Below are 18,507 nucleotides of genomic sequence, written 5' to 3' on the forward strand. Positions count from 1 at the left end.
ATACCTGCCTGTCACGCAGGGGGTCGCGGGTTCGAGTCCCGTCCGTTCCGCCACTTATTAAGACATTAAGCCTGCCTTATCAGCAGGCTTAATGGCAAAAAACTTTAGGGGCGTAGCTCAGTTGGTAGAGCACCGGTCTCCAAAACCGGGTGTCGCGAGTTCGAGTCTCTCCGCCCCTGCCATATAGAATCCTTTGTTTCGGCAAAGGATTTTTTTTGCCTTCAACACGGCCAAAATCCCTTCCTAATCAAAAACTGCAGCCAGCCATTATGCTGGCTGGTAAATCATTCCATAATATTGATTTTTAATAGATCTTTTATCTGCGATTGCTTATCGCTGTTCTGCAACCAGATTGCATACAGCGGCCTGGAAAGCGTAGTGGAATCCAGTACGGTATGGAGTCCCGGTTTACTGTCTGCCCAGCAAACGGGTAACCACGTGCAGCCCTTTAGCAAGGAAAGCTGTTGGCAGGCGATCTCCGCTGAGCTGGTTGTTAGCTGTGGAACATCGTCAGGGGCGATCAAACCGGTTTCATGCTGTTGAAAATCGGGGCCCCATTCAAGCCGCAGATAGGTTAGATCGGACTTCATCATCGCAGGCTCAGACGCATACAGAGCCAGACCAAACTGCCCAACAATCTGGCTGCTAAATTCGTCCATCTTGGGGGCTTCAGTGGTGATCAGCAGATCAAGCTGGCGCTCGTGAAGTTGCTTAACCAGCGACTGCCGTTGCGCAATTCTGGCCTCAAATTGCAAATGCCCATGCGAATGGTATAACCGCGAAAGCCACTGGCTGAGCATACATTCCCACAGGGAGGCGCTGGCCCCGATCGAGAACTCATTGTGCCTGGACGTATGAGCCACCTCTTTACGGGCCGCCTGCCAGGTATTCATCAACGTTTCTGCATACGGGAGCAGTTTCTCACCGGCCGGCGTTAAGCGGATATTGTTGCGGTGACGGGTAAATAGATTCACACCCAATTGATTTTCCAGCTGTCGAATACGAAAACTGACCGCTGACTGCGTCAGATAGAGGGCTTCAGCTGCTCGCCCGAAGTGGCGTGTCCTGCTTACTTCAAGGAAAGTTTTTAGCAATTCCGTATCCACATCTTTCTCCACAAAATTATTTGTCGTTATGATTTAAATGTTTTGTTTTACACTCTGTCAAGCGTAACTAATACTCCGCGCCATAAATAGCTCGGCCAAAGAATTAGGAGCGTGTAGGATGGCGGAAAGCTTTACGACGACTAATCGTTTTTTCGACAATAAAAATTATCCACGCGGGTTCTCTCGTCACGGCGATTTCACCATCAAAGAGGCGCAATTGCTTGAGCGTCATGGTTATGCCTTTAACGAGCTGGATCTGGGTAAACGTGAGCCTGCGACTGAAGACGAAAAACAGTTTGTTGCTGTTTGTCGCGGTGAGCGTGAGCCGCAGTCTGAAGCAGAACGTGTATGGATCAAGTATATGGCACGCATCAAGCGTCCAAAGCGTTTCCATACGCTGTCTGGCGGTAAGCCGCAGATGGAAGGTGCTGAAGACTACACCGAGTCTGACGACTAAGTTGATGAGAAAAGGAGCTTCGGCTCCTTTTTTTATGCCAGTAATTTTTGCAAGTGCAGCAACAACCGATCTATGGCGCGATAGCTCAGCGCTTCCTGCAGATGGTGTCTTTCAATCTCTGGGTCTCCTTCCACATCGGCAATAGTGCGAGCCACTTTCAGCAGGCGCTGCCATGCACGGATCGAGAGCCCAAATCGCGTCAATGTCTCTTCAAGCCAGCAGGCATCCTCAGCCTTAAGATGGCAAAACTGCCGAATCTCAGCATTATCCAGACGCGCATTCAGCTTATGTTGACGAGCGTACTGTCGGGCCTGTGAGGCGATAACCCGTTCGCGAACCTTCGCTGTGCTCTCACCGCGTATCGTTGTCTGGCTGAGCAAACCAGGGGGCGGTAATGGGATCTCCAGGGATAAATCAAAACGATCGAGGAAAGGGCCTGACAGCTTCCCCAGATAGCGCAGCGTCTGCTCAGGCGTGCAGCGATTATGATTTCCCTGATAATGGCCTGATGGGCTGGGGTTCATGGCGGCAACCAGCTGGAACTGTGCCGGGTAGCTTATTTTGGCGCGCGTGCGGGAGATATGGATCTCGCCAGATTCGATAGGTTCCCGCAGGGCATCCAGTACGCGGCGTTCAAACTCAGGCAGTTCATCAAGGAACAGGATGCCATTGTGTGCCAGCGAGATCTCTCCCGGCCCCGGAATGGAGCCCCCTCCGACCATGGCCGTCAGGGAGGCACTGTGATGGGGAGAGCGAAAAGGGCGTCGTCGCCACTGTTTTTGCAATGATGCAGAGCTCACCAGGCTAAATATCGCTGCGCTTTCAAGTGCCTCATGATTATTGAGTGGTGGCAATAACCCGTTCAGCCTGCTCGCCAGCATGGTTTTCCCTGTTCCCGGCGGGCCAATCAGCAACAGGTTATGTCCTCCGGCTGCGGTGATCTCCAGTGCCCGCTTCCCCTGCTCCTGCCCGATAATATCGCTGAGGTCGTCCGGGCTTTCAGGCAGGATATCTCCGGTTTCCTCTGGCTCGGAGAGCGTATGTTGGCCTTCAAGGTGCGCGCAGACTTCCTGTAAATGCCCCGCGACCAGGCATCCTTTCTCGGCAATCAGGCTCACTTCTGAGGCATTTTCATTGGCTACAATAATTTGTCGACCGGCATGAATGGCTTCCAGCGCACCTGAGATGGCGCCAGGAACGCCTCTTAACGCGCCTGTAAGCGCCAGTTCGCCAATGAACTCGTACGAGCCTAGCCTCGCAGTGTTGAGCTGCTCAGAGGCTGCGAGAAGCGCAATAGCGATAGGTAAATCGTATCGTCCGCCCTCCTTGGGCAGATCTGCGGGAGCAAGGTTGATCGTGATCTTCTTGGCGGGGAAGGTATAACCGCTATTGATAATTGCGCTGCGAACCCGATCTCTGGCTTCTTTGACCGTGGTTTCTGGCAAGCCGACAAGCGTTAGCCCAGGGAGCCCATTACTCAGATGAACCTCCACAGAAATAAGCGGTGCCTTTACTCCGATAGCCGCGCGCGTGTAAACAACTGACAGTGACATAAGCACCTCCTCAGTGATTCACTATGTCAGTATTGATTTTGCCTGTTGAGCGTCAGTTGGCTGATTTACGACGCTCATTCCTGCTTTTTAGCGACATAGTGTAACTATTTCACTCATTCGGAAGTCATCTCGCAAAGAGAAGAACGGAACGCGGCATAGCGCTAAAACACGCCAAAAAAAATGAAAAATATTCACTATCTAATTTCCTTATATAAAACAAAGCTTTTCAGGAATATGATTTGCCTGCTAATCAAATCCGTCATAAATAAATCTTGTGTTTGGTTTGATAACTGTGATAACTCTTTAGGCATTCCTTCGAACAAGATGCACAAAGAACCGAAAATGACAGCCCTTCTACTAGTGATTAGCCTGGTCGTGATTAGCGTGGTGGTGATTATTATCCCACCGTGCGGGGCTGCACTTGGACGAGGAAAGGCTTAGAAATCAAGCCTTAACGAACTAAGACCCCCGCACCGAAAGGTCCGGGGGTTTTTTTATGACTAAAAAACTTAAACGAGGAGCAGAGAATGACAAATAGCACAAAATTCTGTTTCTCCCGATTTATGACGGGGAACTAACTATGAATGGGGCACAGTGGGTAGTACATGCGTTGCGCGCACAGGGAGTCGAAACCGTCTTTGGTTATCCGGGAGGCGCAATTATGCCGATTTACGATGCACTGTATGACGGCGGCGTGGAACACCTCTTGTGCCGACACGAGCAGGGCGCAGCCATGGCGGCCATTGGCTATGCACGTGCCACCGGTAAAACGGGCGTCTGCATGGCAACGTCTGGACCGGGCGCCACAAACCTGATCACCGGTCTGGCTGACGCGCTGCTCGATTCCGTTCCCGTGGTGGCGATCACCGGCCAGGTGGCCTCACCCTTCATCGGTACCGATGCCTTCCAGGAAGTCGATGTGCTCGGCTTGTCGCTGGCCTGCACCAAACACAGCTTCCTCGTGCAGTCCCTCGAAGAACTGCCAGGCGTGATGGCGGAAGCGTTCCGTATTGCCAGCTCTGGCCGTCCTGGCCCGGTTCTGGTGGATATCCCGAAAGATATTCAGGTCGCACTCGGCGAGCTGGAACCGCACTTCTCCACCGTTGAAAGTGACGACGCGTTCCCGCATGCGGAAGTCGAAGAGGCGCGTCGGATGCTGGCGCAGGCAGCCCAGCCGATGCTGTACGTCGGCGGCGGCGTTGGCATGGCACAGGCAGTTCCGGCCCTGCGCGAATTTATCGCGGTAACGCAAATGCCTGCCACCTGCACGCTGAAAGGGTTGGGCGCAGTGGATGCTGACTACCCATACTACCTGGGCATGCTGGGGATGCACGGCACCAAAGCGGCAAACCTGGCGGTGCAGGAGTGTGATTTGCTGATTGCCGTCGGTGCCCGTTTTGACGATCGCGTGACCGGCAAGCTGAATACCTTCGCGCCAAACGCCAAAGTTATCCATATGGATATCGACCCGGCGGAAATGAACAAGCTGCGTCAGGCGCATGTTGCGCTGCAGGGCGATCTCAACACGCTGCTGCCGGCGTTACAGCAGCCTTTGAATATCGGCGAGTGGCGCCAGCACACGGCTGAAATGCGTGCCGAGCACGCCTGGCGTTACGACCATCCGGGTGAGGCCATCTATGCGCCGCTGCTGTTGAAGCAGTTGTCTGACCGTAAACCGGCAGACAGCGTAGTGACGACCGATGTCGGCCAGCACCAGATGTGGTCTGCGCAGCACATGACCTACACCCGCCCGGAAAACTTCATCACCTCCAGCGGATTAGGCACGATGGGCTTCGGCCTGCCTGCCGCGGTGGGTGCTCAGGTTGCCCGTCCAAACGATACGGTCATCTGTATCTCCGGTGACGGCTCCTTCATGATGAACGTTCAGGAGTTGGGCACCGTTAAGCGTAAACAATTGCCGCTGAAGATCGTGTTGCTTGATAACCAGCGTTTAGGGATGGTGCGCCAGTGGCAGCAGCTGTTCTTCGAGGAGCGCTACAGCGAAACCACCCTGACTGATAACCCCGATTTCCTCACTCTGGCCAGCGCCTTTGGCATTCCTGGACAGCACATCACCCGTAAAGACCAGGTTGAAGCGGCACTCGACACCATGCTGTCAAGCGAAGGGCCTTACCTGCTTCATGTCTCAATCGACGAGCTTGAGAACGTCTGGCCGTTGGTACCGCCAGGTGCCAGTAACTCACAAATGCTGGAGAAATTATCATGATGCAACATCAGGTCGCCGTTCAGGCTCGCTTCAATCCAGAGACATTAGAACGCGTTTTGCGCGTGGTCCGTCATCGTGGCTTTCAGATTTGCTCTATGAATATGGAGACGGCCACTGACGCCCAAAATATCAGTATCGAATTAACCGTTGCCAGCCCGCGCCCGGTCGACTTACTGTTTAGTCAGTTATCAAAGCTGGTGGATGTTGCCCATGTTGCCATTTGCCAGAGCACAACCACATCACAACAAATCCGCGCCTGAGCGTGACAGGAAGAGAAAATGACGACAAAAAAAGCTGATTACATTTGGTTCAATGGTGAGATGGTTCGTTGGGAGGACGCGAAGGTCCACGTAATGTCCCATGCGCTGCACTACGGTACGTCTGTGTTTGAAGGCATCCGTTGCTACGACTCTCACAAAGGGCCAGTGGTGTTCCGTCATCGTGAACATATGCAGCGTCTGCATGACTCAGCCAAAATTTATCGTTTCCCGGTTTCTCAGAGCGTTGATGAGCTGATGGAAGCCTGCCGCGAGGTGATTCGTAAGAACAACCTGACCAGCGCCTATATTCGTCCGCTGGTCTTCGTGGGTGACGTGGGCATGGGCGTAAACCCGCCAGCCGGTTACACCACAGACGTGATCATTGCTGCGTTCCCGTGGGGGGCGTACCTGGGTGCAGAAGCGCTGGAGCAGGGGATCGACGCAATGGTCTCGTCCTGGAACCGCGTGGCGCCTAATACCATCCCAACTGCGGCCAAGGCGGGCGGTAACTACCTCTCCTCACTGTTGGTCGGCAGCGAAGCGCGCCGCCACGGCTACCAGGAAGGCATCGCGCTGGATGTGAACGGTTATATCTCTGAAGGTGCAGGTGAGAACCTGTTTGAAGTGAAAGACGGTATCCTGTTCACCCCGCCGTTTACCTCTTCAGCCCTGCCGGGTATTACCCGTGACGCCATCATTAAGCTGGCGAAAGATCTGGGTATCGAAGTGCGTGAACAGGTTCTGTCCCGCGAATCTCTGTATCTGGCCGATGAAGTCTTTATGTCCGGTACGGCGGCTGAGATCACGCCGGTTCGCAGTGTAGACGGTATTCAGGTGGGCGCAGGCCGCTGTGGCCCGGTTACCAAACGCATTCAGCAAGCCTTCTTTGGCCTCTTCACCGGCGAAACAGAAGATAAATACGGCTGGTTGGATCAGGTTAATCAATAAGCATAAATATGGGACGGCACGCACCGTCCCATTTAATAGTCAGACGGGAGTAAATAAAGCATGCCTAAGTATCGTTCCGCCACCACCACCCACGGCCGTAACATGGCGGGTGCCCGCGCACTGTGGCGCGCCACCGGGATGACCGACGCTGATTTCGGTAAACCTATTATCGCCGTGGTGAACTCCTTCACCCAGTTTGTGCCGGGCCATGTGCACCTGCGCGATCTCGGCAAACTGGTTGCTGAGCAAATTGAAGCTGCGGGCGGTGTGGCGAAAGAATTCAACACCATTGCGGTGGATGACGGTATCGCGATGGGGCACGGGGGCATGCTCTATTCACTGCCGTCGCGCGAGCTGATTGCCGACTCGGTGGAATATATGGTTAACGCTCACTGTGCGGATGCCATGGTCTGTATCTCCAACTGCGACAAAATCACCCCGGGGATGCTGATGGCTTCCCTGCGTCTGAACATTCCGGTAATTTTCGTCTCCGGTGGTCCTATGGAAGCGGGCAAGACCAAGCTTTCTGACAAAATCATCAAGCTCGACCTGGTCGATGCGATGATCCAGGGCGCGGATCCAAAAGTGTCTGACGAGCAGAGCAACCAGGTGGAACGCTCCGCGTGCCCAACCTGCGGCTCCTGTTCCGGGATGTTCACCGCCAACTCCATGAACTGTCTGACCGAAGCACTGGGCCTCTCTCAGCCGGGCAACGGTTCGCTGCTGGCGACGCACGCTGACCGTAAAGCGTTGTTCCTCAACGCCGGTAAGCGCATTGTTGAACTGACCAAACGTTACTACGAGCAGGACGATGCCAGCGCGCTGCCGCGCAACATCGCCAGCAAGGCGGCGTTCGAAAATGCCATGACGCTGGATATCGCCATGGGCGGTTCTACTAACACCGTTTTGCACCTGCTGGCTGCGGCGCAGGAAGCGGAAATCGACTTCACCATGAGCGATATCGATAAGCTGTCCCGCAAAGTGCCGCAACTGTGTAAAGTCGCGCCAAGCACCCAGAAATACCACATGGAAGACGTACACCGTGCGGGTGGCGTCATCGGTATTCTTGGCGAGCTGGATCGCGCCGGGCTGCTGAACCGCGATGTGAAGAACGTTCTCGGTCTGACATTGCCGCAGACGCTGGATAAGTATGACGTGATGCTGACTCAGGATGAGGCGGTGAAAAACATGTTCCGCGCGGGTCCGGCCGGTATTCGTACCACGCAGGCCTTCTCCCAGGATTGTCGCTGGGACACCCTGGATGATGACCGCGCCGAAGGCTGCATCCGTTCGCTGGAGCACGCCTACAGCAAAGACGGCGGTCTGGCCGTGCTGTACGGCAACTTTGCGGAAAACGGCTGTATCGTAAAAACCGCGGGCGTGGATGACAGCATCCTGAAATTCACCGGCCCGGCCAAAGTGTACGAAAGCCAGGACGAGGCGGTAGACGCCATCCTGGGCGGCAAAGTTGTGGAAGGCGACGTGGTAGTCATCCGTTACGAAGGGCCGAAAGGCGGTCCAGGCATGCAGGAGATGCTCTACCCAACCACCTTCCTGAAATCGATGGGCCTTGGTAAAGCCTGTGCGTTGATCACCGACGGACGTTTCTCGGGCGGTACGTCCGGCCTCTCCATCGGCCACGTATCACCGGAAGCAGCGAGCGGCGGCAACATTGCGATCATCGAAGACGGTGACCTGATCGAAATCGACATTCCGAATCGCGGGATCCAGCTCAAGCTGAGCGATCAGGAGATCGCGGCTCGGCGTGAAGCACAGGAAGCGCGCGGCGATAAAGCCTGGACGCCGAAGGACCGCCAGCGTGAAGTCTCCTTCGCCCTGCGCGCTTACGCGAGCCTTGCGACCAGTGCAGACAAAGGCGCGGTACGCGATAAATCGAAACTTGGGGGCTAATGATGGCCGAGTCACAACCCTTATCCGCCGCCCCTGAGGGGGCGGAATATCTCCGGGCAGTGCTACGCGCGCCGGTCTATGAAGCGGTGCAGGTCACCCCGCTGCAGAAAATGGAAAAACTCTCTTCGCGCCTCGACAACGTGATTCTGGTGAAGCGCGAAGACCGTCAGCCGGTGCACAGCTTCAAGCTGCGCGGGGCCTACGCGATGATGGCCGGGTTGACCGACGAGCAAAAAGCACGCGGCGTGATTACCGCGTCGGCGGGCAACCACGCGCAGGGTGTGGCGTTCTCGTCTGCCCGTTTGGGGTTGAAAGCGCTGATCGTGATGCCGGTTGCCACGGCGGATATCAAAGTGGATGCGGTGCGTGGTTTCGGCGGCGAAGTGCTGCTCCACGGCGCTAACTTTGACGAAGCAAAAGCCAAAGCGATCGAGCTGGCGCAGCAGCAGGGCTTTACCTGGGTACCGCCGTTCGATCATCCGATGGTGATTGCAGGACAAGGTACCCTGGCGCTGGAACTGCTGCAGCAGGATGCCCATCTTGACCGCGTTTTTGTTCCGGTGGGCGGCGGTGGCTTAGCCGCAGGCGTGGCGGTGCTGATCAAACAGCTGATGCCGCAGATCAAAGTGATTGCCGTGGAAGCGGAAGATTCAGCCTGCCTGAAGGCCGCGCTGGATGCGGGTCATCCGGTCGATCTTCCGCGCGTTGGGCTGTTTGCCGAAGGCGTGGCGGTGAAACGTATTGGCGACGAAACCTTCCGTCTGTGCCAGGAGTATCTTGACGACATCGTCACCGTCGACAGCGATGCGATCTGTGCGGCGATGAAAGATCTCTTCGAGGATGTGCGTGCGGTGGCGGAACCGTCCGGCGCGCTGGCATTGGCTGGAATGAAAAAATACATCGCCCAGCACAACATTCGCGGCGAGCGCCTGGCGCACGTGCTCTCGGGCGCTAACGTCAACTTCCATGGTCTGCGTTACGTTTCTGAACGCTGCGAGCTGGGTGAGCAGCGTGAGGCCCTGCTGGCGGTGACCATTCCGGAAGAGAAGGGCAGCTTCCTGAAGTTCTGTCAGCTGCTTGGCGGCCGTTCGGTAACGGAGTTCAACTACCGTTTTGCCGATGCGAAAGACGCCTGTATTTTTGTCGGCGTGCGTTTAAGCCGCGGTCTGGAAGAGCGCAAAGAGATCCTCAACCTGCTGCACGAAGGCGGCTACAGCGTGGTCGATCTCTCTGACGATGAGATGGCGAAGCTGCACGTGCGTTATATGGTCGGTGGTCGTCCGTCGAAGCCGCTTAAAGAACGTCTTTACAGCTTTGAATTCCCGGAATCCCCGGGCGCGTTGCTGAAGTTCCTGCATACGCTGGGCACGCACTGGAACATCTCGCTGTTCCACTACCGCAGCCACGGCACCGACTATGGCCGCGTGCTGGCCGCGTTTGAACTGGCCGAGCACGAGCCGGATTTCGAAACGCGTCTGAACGAGCTGGGCTATGAGTGCCATGATGAAACCCACAACCCGGCGTTCCGCTTCTTCCTCGCGGGCTAAGGGGAGGTCTGCGTATAGGTCGGGTAAGCGTAGCGCCACCCGACTTTAATGGTTCGGCAATATCTTCCAGAACGCATCAATAAGCGGCTCATGCAGCCGCTTTTTTTGTGCACACACGCCAAGCTCGAACGGCGTCTTTTCGTCGCTGCGCTCCAGAATCATCACGCGATTGCGCACCGGTTCCGGGCTGTTTTCCAGCACCACTTCCGGCAGCAGCGCCACGCCGCAGCCAAGCGCCACCATTGAGACCATCGCCTCGTGTCCACCCACCGTCGCGTAAATCGACGGATTACTGATTTTCTGACGACGGAACCAGAGTTCGATACGGCGTCGCACCGGACCCTGATCGGCCATGATAAACGGCACCGATGACCAGTCCGGCTTTTCCACCGACACCTGATTACGCACCGGGCAGGGTAGCGCCGGGGCGATCAGCACCACCGCCAGATTCTCCAGCATGGAGAACGCCACCGCGCCCGGCAGGGTTTCGGGCTTCCCGGCAATGGCCAGATCGGCTTCGCCTGTGACGACTTTTTCCATAGCATCCGCGGCATCGCCGGTGGTGAGCTTAATTTCAACCGAGGGATGCTCCGCGCGGAAGCGGTCAAGGATAGGGGGAAGATGGCTATAGGCGGCCGTTACGGAACAGAAAATATGTAGCTCGCCGGATAAAGACGGCCCTTTCTGATCGATGGCGTGTCGTAGCTGCTGATACTGCAGCAACGTCTGCTGAGCAAAGACCCGCAGCTCTTCGCCCGCTTCCGTGAGTGTAACGGTGCGATTATCCCGCACAAACAGCGGCTGGCCGAGGTCCTCTTCAAGGCGCTGGATCTGGCGCGAAAGCGTGGACGGGCTGACGTGCATAGCCCGGGCGCTACGGCCAAAATGGCGGCTTTCCGCCAGATGCAGGAACATTTTCAGATCGCGTAAATCCACGGATTCCACTCCCCCTTTTTACATTGCAGATATTGCAACGTGACGTTGTGAATATATCAATTTCCGCAATGAATTTCCTGTTGTAATGTGGGTACATTCTCGCTGAAACGCGAACCGAACAATAAGACACACAACATCACGAGGTATCACCCATGGCTAACTACTTTAATACACTGAACTTGCGCCAGCAGCTGGCGCAGCTGGGCAAATGCCGCTTCATGGCGCGCGATGAATTTGCTGATGGCGCGAGCTACCTTCAGGGTAAAAAAGTGGTCATCGTCGGCTGTGGCGCGCAGGGTCTGAACCAGGGCCTGAACATGCGTGACTCCGGGCTGGATATCTCTTACGCCCTGCGCAAAGAAGCAATTGCTGAAAAACGCGCTTCCTGGCGTAAAGCGACCGAAAACGGCTTCAAAGTGGGTACCTACGAAGAGCTGATCCCGCAGGCGGATCTGGTTGTTAACCTGACGCCAGACAAACAGCACTCTGATGTTGTGCGCTCCGTTCAGCCGCTGATGAAAGACGGCGCGGCGCTGGGTTACTCTCACGGCTTCAACATCGTTGAAGTGGGCGAGCAGATCCGTAAAGACATCACCGTAGTGATGGTGGCTCCGAAGTGTCCGGGTACAGAAGTCCGTGAAGAGTACAAGCGTGGTTTCGGCGTGCCGACGCTGATTGCGGTTCACCCGGAAAACGATCCGAAAGGCGAAGGGATGGCGATCGCCAAAGCATGGGCAGCGGCTACCGGTGGCCACCGTGCGGGCGTTCTGGAATCTTCCTTCGTGGCTGAAGTGAAATCTGACCTGATGGGCGAGCAGACCATTCTGTGCGGCATGCTGCAGGCCGGTTCACTGCTGTGCTTCGATAAGCTGGTGGAAGAGGGTACCGACCCGGCATACGCAGAAAAACTGATTCAGTTCGGCTGGGAAACCATCACCGAAGCGCTGAAGCAGGGCGGTATCACGCTGATGATGGATCGTCTGTCCAACCCGGCGAAACTGCGTGCTTTCGCGCTGTCCGAACAGCTGAAAACCATCATGGCGCCGCTGTTCCAGAAACATATGGACGACATCATCTCCGGCGAGTTCTCTTCCGGCATGATGGCTGACTGGGCGAATGATGATAAGAAACTGCTGACCTGGCGTGAAGAGACCGGTAAGACCGCGTTCGAAACTGCGCCACAGTATGAAGGTAAAATCGGCGAGCAAGAGTACTTCGACAAAGGCGTACTGATGATCGCGATGGTAAAAGCGGGTGTTGAGCTGGCGTTCGAAACCATGGTGGATTCCGGCATCATCGAAGAGTCTGCGTACTACGAATCACTGCACGAGCTGCCGCTGATCGCGAACACCATCGCCCGTAAGCGTCTGTACGAAATGAACGTGGTTATCTCCGATACCGCTGAGTACGGCAACTACCTGTTCTCTTATGCATGCGTACCGCTGCTGAAAGAGTTCATGACCGCCCTGCAACCGGGCGATCTGGGCAAAGCCATTGCGGAAGGTGCGGTAGATAACGCGCAACTGCGCGATGTGAACGAAGCGATTCGCAGCCACCAGATCGAGAAAGTAGGTCACAAACTGCGTGGCTACATGACTGATATGAAACGTATCGCGGTAGCGGGTTAACAACCTTGTCGGGTGACGCTTCGCTTACCCGACCTACAAAACGCTAAGACGTAGGCCGGGTAAGGCGCAGCCGCTACCCGGCTTTTTATTTGCGATACAAGACCTTGATCACGTGATAGCCGAACTGCGTATGCAGTGGGCCAGTCGGCTCCAGTACCGGGCAGGAGAAGACAACTTTGTCGAACGCCGGAACCATCTGACCCTGACGGAATTCCCCTAAGTCACCGCCGCGTTTGCCTGATGGGCAAATGGAGTGCTTCTTCGCCAGCTTGCCGAAGTCGGCGCCGTTTTTGAGCTGTTCCAGAAGATCCAGAGCCAGTTTCTCTTCTTTAACAAGGATATGCAGTGCTGCTGCCGTTTTTGCCATGATCGTGCCTTGAGTGGTATGGATTAGGCTCGCTATACTACCACGCTGTTATTCTCCCCTCCTGACTTTCATTGAGTGATCATTTATGCGTTTAAACCCCGGACAACAACAAGCTGTCGAATTTGTCACCGGACCGTGTCTGGTGCTGGCGGGGGCTGGCTCCGGCAAAACGCGTGTGATCACGAACAAAATCGCCCACCTGATCCGCGGCTGCGGCTATCAGGCCCGGCATATCGCTGCGGTGACCTTTACCAACAAAGCGGCGCGCGAAATGAAAGAGCGTGTCGGCCAGACGCTGGGGCGTAAAGAGGCGCGAGGCCTGATGATCTCCACGTTCCACACGCTGGGGCTGGATATCATCAAACGTGAATACGCGGCGCTGGGGATGAAGTCTAACTTCTCGCTCTTCGACGACACCGATCAGGTGGCATTGCTTAAAGAGCTTACCGAGGGGCTGATCGAAGATGACAAAGTGCTGTTGCAGCAGCTGATCTCGACGATCTCCAACTGGAAAAACGATCTGATGACCCCCGCTCAGGCGGCGGCGAGCGCCAAAGGTGAGCGGGATCGGATCTTCGCTCACTGCTACGGTCTGTACGATGCACATATGAAAGCGTGTAACGTGTTGGATTTTGACGATCTGATCCTGCTGCCCACGCTGCTGTTGCAGCGTAATGAAGAGGTGCGTGAACGCTGGCAGAACAAAATCCGCTATCTGCTGGTGGATGAATACCAGGACACCAACACCAGCCAGTATGAGCTGGTGAAGCTGCTGGTGGGACAGCGCGCGCGTTTCACCGTGGTAGGCGATGACGACCAGTCAATCTACTCCTGGCGTGGTGCGCGCCCACAAAACCTGGTGCTGCTGAGCAAAGATTTTCCGGCGCTGCAGGTGATCAAGCTGGAACAGAACTACCGCTCATCCGGGCGTATCCTGAAAGCGGCAAATATCCTGATTGCCAATAACCCGCACGTCTTCGAAAAACGCCTTTTCTCGGAACTTGGCTATGGCACGGAGCTCAAAGTGCTCAGTGCCAATAATGAAGAGCATGAAGCGGAGCGCGTGACGGGCGAGCTGATTGCGCACCACTTCGTCAATAAAACGGAATATAAAGATTACGCGATCCTCTATCGCGGCAACCACCAGTCGCGCGTCTTTGAAAAGATGCTGATGCAGAACCGCATCCCCTACAAAATTTCCGGCGGAACCTCCTTCTTCTCGCGCCCTGAAATCAAAGATCTGCTGGCCTATCTTCGTGTACTCACCAACCCGGATGACGACAGCGCCTTTCTGCGTATCGTGAACACGCCGAAACGTGAAATCGGCCCGGCGACGCTGCAAAAGCTCGGTGAATGGGCGATGACGCGCAACAAAAGCCTGTTCACCGCCAGCTTCGATATGGGGCTGAGCCAGACGTTAACCGGGCGCGGTTATGATTCCTTAACCCGCTTTACCCACTGGCTTGGCGAAGTCCAGCGTCTGGCGGAGCGCGAACCGGTTGCTGCCGTTCGCGATCTGATCCACGGCATCGACTATGAGTCCTGGCTGTATGAAACCTCTGCCAGCCCGAAGGCGGCAGAGATGCGGATGAAAAACGTTAACCAGCTATCCAGCTGGATGACGGAAATGCTGGAAGGCTCAGAAATCGACGAGCCGATGACCCTGACCCAGGTCGTTACCCGCTTTACGCTACGCGATATGATGGAGCGCGGTGAGAGCGAAGAGGAAGCCGATCAGGTTCAGCTGATGACGTTGCATGCGTCTAAAGGGCTGGAGTTTCCGTATGTCTACCTGGTCGGCATGGAAGAGGGCTTACTGCCGCACCAGAGCAGCATCGATGAAGATAACGTCGATGAAGAGCGTCGTTTGGCCTACGTGGGCATTACCCGCGCACAGAAAGAATTAACGTTCACGCTGTGTAAAGAGCGCCGTCAGTATGGGGAACTGGTTCGCCCTGAGCCGAGCCGTTTCCTGCTGGAGTTGCCGCAGGATGACCTGATCTGGGAGCAGGAGCGCAAGGTGATTACCGCTGAAGAACGAATGCACAAAGGTCAGGCTAACGTCGCCAACATTCGCGCCATGCTGGCTAAAGCCAAAGAGAAGGGATAAGAATTTGCAGGCCGGGTCAGGCGAAGCCGCCGCCCGGCAATGCACAGCGTGTTACTTCACTTCAAGCGCCCAGTGGACATAGCTCTGCCACTGGCACTCCTGCTCAATCATCTCTGCCCCAAGCGGGTGATTAACAATCCAGTTTTCCGGCAGCGTCAGAGACAGTCTTTCGTCATCCGCCACCAGATGAATATTGGGCAGCAAATCATCGCGACGTCGGCTGGCAAACAGAATTGCCAGACGCAGCAGGCGGCACAGATGCTCGGCCACGCGCGGCGGCACGGCGTTTTGCTGATGTAACGAGGAGAGGTCAACGGCGTTGGTCTGGTTCAGCAGTAACGTTGCCAGCAGTTTCTTTTGTGCCGGCGTGTAGCCCGGCAGATCGAGATTACGCACCAGCCAGGCTGCGTGCAGCGGCGCCTGCTTATACTCGACGCTCAGCCCAATTTCATGCAGCGCGCAGGCACTTAGCAGCAAATCGCGGCTTAACGGGTCAATATCCCAGCTGTTTTTTACCTGATCGGCAAACAGTGATGCCAACTGACCTACCCGTTGCGCTTGATCGGTATCGACAATAAAGCGACGCTGTACGTTACGCAGGGTTCGGGTGCGGATGTCCTGATCAACCGAAAGATGCAGCATTCCGTAGACCAGCCCTTCACGCAGCGCACCACCGGCCAGCGTCATACACTGGATGTTCAGCTCGGTAAAAATGGCGATCAAAATGGCCAGGCCGCTCGGGAAGACCAGCGCGCGTTCCAGCGTCAGGCCTTCTATTTCCAGCTCTTCCAGGCGACCACATTGAATCGCGCGCTGTTTTAACTGCTGGAGCTTGGTAAGCGTGATCCGCTCGTCCATCCCCTGGGCCATCATGATTTCCTGCAACGCCTGCACGGTACCTGACGCACCCACGCAAACTTTCCAGCCGTGATAGCGCAGTTCGTCCATTACCGGACGTAACACCTCGCGGGCAGCATTTTCCGCTTCGTCGAAGTTCTCTTTACCCAGATTTCGATCGGCAAAGTAGCGCTCAAGCCAGGTCACACAGCCCATCGACAGGCTGAAGAGCGAAGTCGCCTGCGCGCCCGTGCCGGTGACGAGCTCGGTGCTGGCACCCCCGATATCGACGACCAGACGGCGATCGTCGCCGCCCGTCGTGTGCGCAACACCCTGATAGATCAGACGTGCTTCTTCTTCACCGCTGATAACCTGAACCGGGCACCCGAGAATTTCCTGCGCTTTGGCAATAAAATCCACGGCATTGACTGCCAGGCGCAGCGTCGCGGTGGCGACAACGGTAATTTGCGAATGGGGAATATCCTGCAGGCGTTCGGCAAAGAGACGCAGACACTGCCAGCCACGTTCCATGGCTTCGGGAGAGAGATAATTATCGCTGCTCAGGCCCGCCGCGAGGCGGACCTTGCGCTTAATGCGCGTCAGCGTTTGTATGCTTCCCGCCACCTCGCGCACAACCAGCATATGAAAACTATTCGAACCGAGATCAATTGCCGCATAAAGCGAGGTGGAGCTGAGCATATTTTCTTAACCTGAACGACGACGATTACGCGGTGCGCCAGAACGACGCGGGCCATTGCCGGAGCGGGCGCGGGTAAGGCGCTTAGGCGGCGGCAGTTCGCTTAACAGCGCATCCGGATTGTATTTACTCTGTGGAATAGAGTGACCAATGTAGGCCTCAATCGCCGGGAGATTCAGCGCATATTCTTCACACGCAAGGCTAATGGAGTGACCGCTTGCACCTGCGCGACCGGTACGACCAATGCGGTGTACGTAGTCTTCGCAGTCATCCGGCAGGTCATAATTGAAGACGTGCGTGACGGCGGGAATGTGCAGACCACGCGCGGCCACGTCGGTTGCGACCAGAATATCGAGATCGCCACGGGTAAATTCGTCGAGAATACGCAGGCGTTTTTTCTGTGCCACATCGCCGGTCAGCAGACCCACACGGTGACCATCTGCAGCCAGATGGCCCCAGATATCTTCACAGCGGTGTTTGGTGTTCGCGAAGATAATGGCGCGATCTGGCCACTCTTCTTCGATCAGCGTTTGCAGCAGGCGCATTTTCTCTTCATTGGAAGGATAGAAGAGCTCTTCTTTAATGCGGTGACCTGTTTTCTGCTCCGGCTCCACTTCCACGTATTCGGCGTTGTTCATCTGCTCGAACGCCAGCTCGCGTACGCGATAAGAAAGGGTAGCGGAGAACAGCATGTTCAGACGCTGGTTCGCCGGCGGCATGCGACGGAACAGCCAGCGGATGTCTTTGATGAAGCCCAGATCGTACATGCGGTCGGCTTCATCCAGCACCACAACCTGGATTGCGCCGAGGTTAATGTGATTCTGTTTTGCATAATCGATAAGACGGCCAGTGGTACCGATCAGGATATCCACGCCGCTTTCCAGCACTTTCAGCTGCTTATCGTAGCCATCGCCGCCGTAAGCCAGGCCAATCTTCAGGCCGGTCGCCTGCGTCAGAGGTTCAGCGTCTGCGTGGATCTGTACCGCCAGTTCTCGCGTCGGAGCCATGATAAGCGCGCGCGGCTGGTTAACTTTGCGGTCTGCAATCGCTGGATGAGAAAGTAAATAATGAAACGTTGACGTTAAAAACGCCATCGTTTTGCCAGTACCGGTTTGCGCCTGCCCTGCTACGTCACGACCGGCCAGCGTCAGCGGCAGGGCGAGAGCCTGAATGGGCGTGCAGTTATGAAACCCTTTATTTTCAAGGGATTCAATCACTTTTGGGTGCAGGGCGAAGTCGGAAAACTTCTGTTCTGTTAAATGTGTTTTGCTCATAGTGTGGTAGAATATCAGCTTACTATTGCTTTACGAAAGCGTATCCGGTGAAATAAAGTCAACCTTTAGTTGGTTAATGCGACATCAACACGTCGTTGATGAAGGCGAAACCAACGCACCAGGCTTATTCCTGTGGAGTTATATATGAGCGATAAAATTATTCACCTGACTGACGACAGTTTTGACACGGACGTACTTAAGGCTGACGGGCTGACCCTCGTCGATTTCTGGGCTGAATGGTGTGGTCCTTGCAAAATGATCGCCCCGATTCTGGATGAGATCGCTGACGAATATCAGGGCAAACTGACTGTTGCCAAGCTGAACATCGACCAGAACCCGGGTACCGCGCCAAAATACGGCATCCGTGGCATCCCGACCCTGTTGCTGTTTAAAAACGGCGAAGTGGCGGCGACCAAAGTGGGCGCACTGTCCAAAGGTCAACTGAAAGAGTTCCTCGACGCTAACCTGGCGTAAGGTTTCTCCGCTGCGCGTCCAGAGGCCAAAATGATGTGCAACTCTGGACGCCCGGCTTAAGTCGTGCTAAGTTAGCTATGACTTCGTTTTAAACATATCTTGTTGTTTGAATCTTGTTTTACCCGAAACTTCCCGTTGTTAACATAAACAGTGCGTGAAGTGGCTAAATTCCGGG

The 18,507-nt window shown here is 55.5% G+C and carries 17 protein-coding genes and 1 tRNA gene; 12 read left to right on the plus strand and 6 right to left on the minus strand.

What is annotated here, in order from left to right:
* Positions 1 to 106 precede the first annotated feature (106 nt).
* Positions 107 to 182, plus strand: a tRNA-Trp gene (locus HX884_RS03515).
* Positions 183 to 284: 102 nt separating this feature from the next.
* Here the strand turns inward: HX884_RS03515 and hdfR are convergent.
* Positions 285 to 1,106: an HTH-type transcriptional regulator HdfR gene (gene hdfR / locus HX884_RS03520; protein ID WP_020685959.1), complete on the minus strand. Its 822-nt coding sequence runs from the start codon at positions 1,104 to 1,106 to the stop codon at positions 285 to 287.
* A 118-nt stretch (positions 1,107 to 1,224) separates the two neighbouring features.
* Here hdfR and HX884_RS03525 point away from each other — a divergent pair, with 118 nt between their 5' ends.
* On the plus strand, positions 1,225 to 1,563 hold the full coding sequence (locus HX884_RS03525) for a DUF413 domain-containing protein (protein WP_013099290.1): 339 nt from the start codon (positions 1,225 to 1,227) through the stop codon (positions 1,561 to 1,563).
* 32 nt (positions 1,564 to 1,595) lie between these two features.
* Here HX884_RS03525 and HX884_RS03530 read toward each other — a convergent pair whose 3' ends face one another.
* The gene (locus HX884_RS03530; RefSeq protein WP_058650627.1) at positions 1,596 to 3,116 is read right to left on the minus strand and encodes a YifB family Mg chelatase-like AAA ATPase; all 1,521 of its coding nucleotides are present in this window, start codon (positions 3,114 to 3,116) and stop codon (positions 1,596 to 1,598) included.
* A 342-nt stretch (positions 3,117 to 3,458) separates the two neighbouring features.
* On the opposite strand from HX884_RS03530, the gene ilvL reads away from it, so the two are divergent.
* The 7 genes from ilvL (at position 3,459) to ilvA (ending at position 10,009) form a co-directional block, all read left to right on the plus strand.
* Positions 3,459 to 3,557: an ilv operon leader peptide gene (ilvL, locus tag HX884_RS03535; RefSeq protein WP_023620831.1), complete on the plus strand. Its 99-nt coding sequence runs from the start codon at positions 3,459 to 3,461 to the stop codon at positions 3,555 to 3,557.
* Positions 3,558 to 3,643: 86 nt separating this feature from the next.
* Positions 3,644 to 3,694 (plus strand): peptide IlvX, encoded by a 51-nt coding sequence (ilvX, locus tag HX884_RS03540; RefSeq protein WP_102046757.1) that lies wholly within the window; start codon positions 3,644 to 3,646, stop codon positions 3,692 to 3,694.
* Positions 3,695 to 3,696: 2 nt separating this feature from the next.
* Positions 3,697 to 5,343 (plus strand): acetolactate synthase 2 catalytic subunit, encoded by a 1,647-nt coding sequence (gene ilvG, locus HX884_RS03545; RefSeq protein WP_023620832.1) that lies wholly within the window; start codon positions 3,697 to 3,699, stop codon positions 5,341 to 5,343.
* Complete coding sequence (ilvM, locus tag HX884_RS03550) at positions 5,340 to 5,603, plus strand: acetolactate synthase 2 small subunit (RefSeq protein WP_003860184.1); 264 nt, start codon at positions 5,340 to 5,342, stop codon at positions 5,601 to 5,603. Before ilvG ends, ilvM begins: the two co-directional genes overlap by 4 nt.
* A gap of 18 nt (positions 5,604 to 5,621) precedes the next feature.
* Positions 5,622 to 6,551, plus strand: coding sequence for a branched-chain-amino-acid transaminase (gene ilvE, locus HX884_RS03555; protein WP_013099287.1), 930 nt, complete (start codon positions 5,622 to 5,624; stop codon positions 6,549 to 6,551).
* Between the two features lie 60 nt (positions 6,552 to 6,611).
* On the plus strand, positions 6,612 to 8,462 hold the full coding sequence (gene ilvD / locus HX884_RS03560; protein WP_013099286.1) for a dihydroxy-acid dehydratase: 1,851 nt from the start codon (positions 6,612 to 6,614) through the stop codon (positions 8,460 to 8,462).
* Positions 8,463 to 8,464: 2 nt separating this feature from the next.
* Positions 8,465 to 10,009, plus strand: coding sequence for a threonine ammonia-lyase, biosynthetic (gene ilvA / locus HX884_RS03565; RefSeq protein WP_014833732.1), 1,545 nt, complete (start codon positions 8,465 to 8,467; stop codon positions 10,007 to 10,009).
* A gap of 45 nt (positions 10,010 to 10,054) precedes the next feature.
* Here the strand turns inward: ilvA and ilvY are convergent, their stop codons facing one another.
* Positions 10,055 to 10,945, minus strand: a complete 891-nt coding sequence (gene ilvY / locus HX884_RS03570) for an HTH-type transcriptional activator IlvY (protein ID WP_013099284.1) — start codon at positions 10,943 to 10,945, stop codon at positions 10,055 to 10,057.
* 152 nt (positions 10,946 to 11,097) lie between these two features.
* Between ilvY and ilvC the strand changes: the two genes are divergently transcribed.
* Positions 11,098 to 12,573 (plus strand): ketol-acid reductoisomerase, encoded by a 1,476-nt coding sequence (gene ilvC / locus HX884_RS03575; protein ID WP_178327654.1) that lies wholly within the window; start codon positions 11,098 to 11,100, stop codon positions 12,571 to 12,573.
* Positions 12,574 to 12,658: 85 nt separating this feature from the next.
* On the opposite strand, the gene ppiC is transcribed toward ilvC, so the two are convergent.
* Positions 12,659 to 12,940, minus strand: coding sequence for a peptidylprolyl isomerase PpiC (gene ppiC, locus HX884_RS03580; protein WP_013099282.1), 282 nt, complete (start codon positions 12,938 to 12,940; stop codon positions 12,659 to 12,661).
* Between the two features lie 85 nt (positions 12,941 to 13,025).
* Here ppiC and rep point away from each other — a divergent pair, with 85 nt between their 5' ends.
* Positions 13,026 to 15,050 (plus strand): DNA helicase Rep, encoded by a 2,025-nt coding sequence (gene rep / locus HX884_RS03585; protein ID WP_178327655.1) that lies wholly within the window; start codon positions 13,026 to 13,028, stop codon positions 15,048 to 15,050.
* 51 nt (positions 15,051 to 15,101) lie between these two features.
* On the opposite strand, the gene gppA is transcribed toward rep, so the two are convergent.
* Both gppA and rhlB read right to left on the minus strand, forming a co-directional pair.
* Positions 15,102 to 16,586, minus strand: a complete 1,485-nt coding sequence (gppA, locus tag HX884_RS03590) for a guanosine-5'-triphosphate,3'-diphosphate diphosphatase (RefSeq protein ID WP_178327656.1) — start codon at positions 16,584 to 16,586, stop codon at positions 15,102 to 15,104.
* A 6-nt stretch (positions 16,587 to 16,592) separates the two neighbouring features.
* Positions 16,593 to 17,858, minus strand: coding sequence for an ATP-dependent RNA helicase RhlB (gene rhlB, locus HX884_RS03595; RefSeq protein ID WP_058678774.1), 1,266 nt, complete (start codon positions 17,856 to 17,858; stop codon positions 16,593 to 16,595).
* 144 nt (positions 17,859 to 18,002) lie between these two features.
* On the opposite strand from rhlB, the gene trxA reads away from it, so the two are divergent.
* A complete protein-coding gene (gene trxA, locus HX884_RS03600; protein ID WP_004386384.1) occupies positions 18,003 to 18,332 on the plus strand; it encodes a thioredoxin TrxA in 330 nt (109 codons plus the stop codon).
* The last annotated feature ends 175 nt before the right edge of the window (positions 18,333 to 18,507 follow it).

It is taken from the genome of Enterobacter sp. SECR19-1250, assembly GCF_013391025.1.
GTDB lineage: Bacteria > Pseudomonadota > Gammaproteobacteria > Enterobacterales > Enterobacteriaceae > Enterobacter > Enterobacter cloacae.

Excerpts from the sequence above, each read along its gene's own strand:
- HX884_RS03525 (WP_013099290.1), top strand. The coding sequence starts at position 1,225 with ATGGCGGAAAGCTTTACGACGACTAATCGTTTTTTCGACAATAAAAAT.
- HX884_RS03530 (WP_058650627.1), bottom strand. The coding sequence starts at position 3,116 with ATGTCACTGTCAGTTGTTTACACGCGCGCGGCTATCGGAGTAAAGGCA.
- ilvL (WP_023620831.1), top strand. The coding sequence starts at position 3,459 with ATGACAGCCCTTCTACTAGTGATTAGCCTGGTCGTGATTAGCGTGGTG.
- ilvG (WP_023620832.1), top strand. The coding sequence starts at position 3,697 with ATGAATGGGGCACAGTGGGTAGTACATGCGTTGCGCGCACAGGGAGTC.
- ilvM (WP_003860184.1), top strand. The coding sequence starts at position 5,340 with ATGATGCAACATCAGGTCGCCGTTCAGGCTCGCTTCAATCCAGAGACA.
- ilvE (WP_013099287.1), top strand. The coding sequence starts at position 5,622 with ATGACGACAAAAAAAGCTGATTACATTTGGTTCAATGGTGAGATGGTT.
- ilvD (WP_013099286.1), top strand. The coding sequence starts at position 6,612 with ATGCCTAAGTATCGTTCCGCCACCACCACCCACGGCCGTAACATGGCG.
- ilvA (WP_014833732.1), top strand. The coding sequence starts at position 8,465 with ATGGCCGAGTCACAACCCTTATCCGCCGCCCCTGAGGGGGCGGAATAT.
- ilvC (WP_178327654.1), top strand. The coding sequence starts at position 11,098 with ATGGCTAACTACTTTAATACACTGAACTTGCGCCAGCAGCTGGCGCAG.
- ppiC (WP_013099282.1), bottom strand. The coding sequence starts at position 12,940 with ATGGCAAAAACGGCAGCAGCACTGCATATCCTTGTTAAAGAAGAGAAA.
- rep (WP_178327655.1), top strand. The coding sequence starts at position 13,026 with ATGCGTTTAAACCCCGGACAACAACAAGCTGTCGAATTTGTCACCGGA.
- gppA (WP_178327656.1), bottom strand. The coding sequence starts at position 16,586 with ATGCTCAGCTCCACCTCGCTTTATGCGGCAATTGATCTCGGTTCGAAT.
- rhlB (WP_058678774.1), bottom strand. The coding sequence starts at position 17,858 with ATGAGCAAAACACATTTAACAGAACAGAAGTTTTCCGACTTCGCCCTG.
- trxA (WP_004386384.1), top strand. The coding sequence starts at position 18,003 with ATGAGCGATAAAATTATTCACCTGACTGACGACAGTTTTGACACGGAC.